This is a genomic window from Novosphingobium sp. PC22D (assembly GCF_002556635.1).
GTDB lineage: Bacteria > Pseudomonadota > Alphaproteobacteria > Sphingomonadales > Sphingomonadaceae > Novosphingobium.
The window spans coordinates 1-2,415 of the sequence record NZ_MWMO01000040.1 but is presented as its reverse complement, the minus strand read 5'-3'; the positions used below and the strand labels follow the sequence as shown (position 1 = coordinate 2,415).

At 61.4% G+C, this 2,415-nt stretch carries 4 protein-coding genes; 1 reads left to right on the top strand and 3 read right to left on the bottom strand.

The window, feature by feature from the left end:
- Positions 1–251 (top strand): hypothetical protein (locus B2G71_RS24395; RefSeq protein WP_206049506.1); only part of this gene is annotated, 251 nt, incomplete at its 5' end.
- Between the two features lie 8 nt (positions 252–259).
- On the opposite strand, the gene B2G71_RS23495 is transcribed toward B2G71_RS24395, so the two are convergent.
- The 3 genes from B2G71_RS23495 to B2G71_RS23485 all read right to left on the bottom strand — a co-directional run.
- Positions 260–667, bottom strand: a complete 408-nt coding sequence (locus B2G71_RS23495) for a nuclear transport factor 2 family protein (protein WP_240530336.1) — start codon at positions 665–667, stop codon at positions 260–262.
- 40 nt (positions 668–707) lie between these two features.
- Positions 708–1,256, bottom strand: a complete 549-nt coding sequence (locus B2G71_RS23490; protein ID WP_098109082.1) for a nuclear transport factor 2 family protein — start codon at positions 1,254–1,256, stop codon at positions 708–710.
- Positions 1,256–2,415 (bottom strand): FAD/NAD(P)-binding oxidoreductase (locus B2G71_RS23485; RefSeq protein ID WP_206049504.1); only part of this gene is annotated, 1,160 nt, incomplete at its 5' end. The genes B2G71_RS23485 and B2G71_RS23490, both read right to left, overlap by 1 nt.

Sequence of the window (2,415 nt, the reverse complement as noted above, 5' to 3'; positions counted from 1 at the left end):
AACCTTGTGATTTCGATTACTTGGACTTCGATAAAACCCACGCTTTCCTGCGGGCTTCAGCGTTCTTCACCGGCGACGAGCGAGGCGGCATGCACCCTGACCTTCACCTCACCGGCGCCTGGCGCGCGGGAATCGAGGTCCTCGACGGTAAGGTTTTCGAGCTTCGGGGGGTGCCGGAGGCGCATAGCTTTCATGGAAACTCACTCATATCTGCGATTGCCCGGTTCGGATCGCGAACCGGCGGGAATTGACGCGCCTGTCAGGCCGCGAGGGCTTCGCTCAGCGCCGCCGCATCGTACAGGAAGGGCCGCAATTCGACGACCCGGCCATCGCGCACTCGCCACAGTTCCATCGTCGGGATGGAAAATGACTTGCGGCTCTGGCGGCCCACGCCTTTCAGGTGAAGATGCACGACGACTTCATCGCCACCGGCGAGATAGTTGCGGATCTCGAACTCAAAATCGTCGAAGCGGGCGATAACGCCCCGCAGGACGTCCTTCATCGTTTCGCGGCCATGATAGACCCCGCCGTAGGGCAAGCTATCCGCTTCGTAGAGAACGCAGTCTTCAGCGATGACACTGGCATAGGCCCCATCCCGATCGCCTCGGCCGAGGTATTCGTAGAACGTCTTGACGACTGCGATATTGTCTTCTTCCTGTCGGCCCATCACTGGCTCTCCATTTCGACTGGCTTGCGCTCTCGGCGGACTAGTCATGCATTCCGGTGAAATTGATCGTCTCCGCATCGAGCGGAGGCATATTGGGAACCGGACCATAATCCGGGTTCCCTTCGTAGAATTGCCCCGACATGTCCGGCGGTCCGAAATACGAGGTCTGGAAGAGCCGCCACGAAAACTTCCAGGTGCCATGCTCGCGGACCATCCGGTCGAAGTACGTCCCCTGGGCGAGGATCGGCGTGCCGTCGGCCGTCACATTGTTTTCCGTCACCAGCGTGCGCGCGTTTGCCCTCACGGCTCCCGATACGATCTCGATAAAGGGGGAGCCCAGGCTCATTCGAATGCTCCGAAAGCGCGGAAAGATCCTTTGGGACATTTGGCGGTACAGCCTATCCCGCCCTTCCAGGACCGCCCCGCCGATCCGCCACTCCGCGTCGGCCGTAAAGCACCCGCAGATGCTATCGAGATCCTTGCGCCAGACCGCATCGACATAACGCGCCTGCAACTGGAGCACGCCTTCACGCGCCTGAATGGCGGCGATCGTCTCGGCAAGACTGTCGGATTTATCGAGACCGGACACTACCGGGCCGCCTTCACGGGCGCGAAGACCGGATCGTTGTCAGCGAAATAGACTTCACCAATCGTGCTGGGCGCACCGGGCTCCCCGATGTATCTGGCGAACTTGTGCCCCTCGAAACTGGCCGCGGCCCACATCCTCGCTGCCGCGGCATCGCCAATCGGAAATAGCTGTTTGACCTTGCCCTCCAGCTCTTTTTCCAGACCGTTGCGCGAAACCCGTCCGGTCGAAAGGATGACGGCATCGACATCGGCGATCGTGCGTTCGGCGTCGGAATAGACATCGTAAACCGTCACCTCGCGCGTCCCGATATGCCGGATATAGCTGGTCGCCGAAACCTTCACGCCGGCATCGCGCAATCGCTTCATGATGAAGCCCGTTTCGAACTGGGCGACCACGCGCGCGGAAACGGGAGTGAAATAGGGCGTCAGCATTTCGACGTCGGTGCCGTTGCGGGCCAGCAGTTCCGCGATGCCGACGCCGGTGTGCATCCCTTCCCCGTCGAGCAGAACGGCCTTCCCGAGCGGCCCCACCGATCCGTTCAGGACATCCATCGGCGTGTAGACGATCTGCTCCTGGTGTCCTTCGATCGGCTGATCGCGGAAGTGGCTCTGGCCTGCACGATTGTATTCCGCCCCGGTCGCCAGGATGACCGCATCCGGCTTCTCAGCGAGAATCATCTCGGCCGTCGCAAGCGTTCCGAGGCGAACCTCGACGCCGAGCTTTTCGATCTCCTGTTTCCACCAGGCGGTGGCCTTCTGGTAGGTTTCACGTCCCGGAAGGTCCGCCCACAGGGCGAATGCCCCTCCAAGGTATCGCTCCGCTTCGATCAGGATCACCTGATGACCCCGCAGCGCGCTGGTGCGCGCCGCTTCGAGACCGCCGGGCCCCGCTCCGACGACGACGACCTTGCATCGCCGGGGAGCAAGCGCATCGTGGTCCCTTCCCCAGAACCGCTCGCGCCATGCCGCGGGATTGATGGTGCAGGTCTGCGATCCCTCGATCAGCGAGGCCATGCACCAGTTGCAGGCGATGCACGCCCTGCTCTGGTCTTCCCGGCCCGTTTCGGCATTCTTGACGAGATAGTCGCCGGTGAAGAACGCTGAAGCCCGCAGGAAAGCGTGGGTTTTATCGAAGTCCAAGTAATCGAAATCACAAGGTT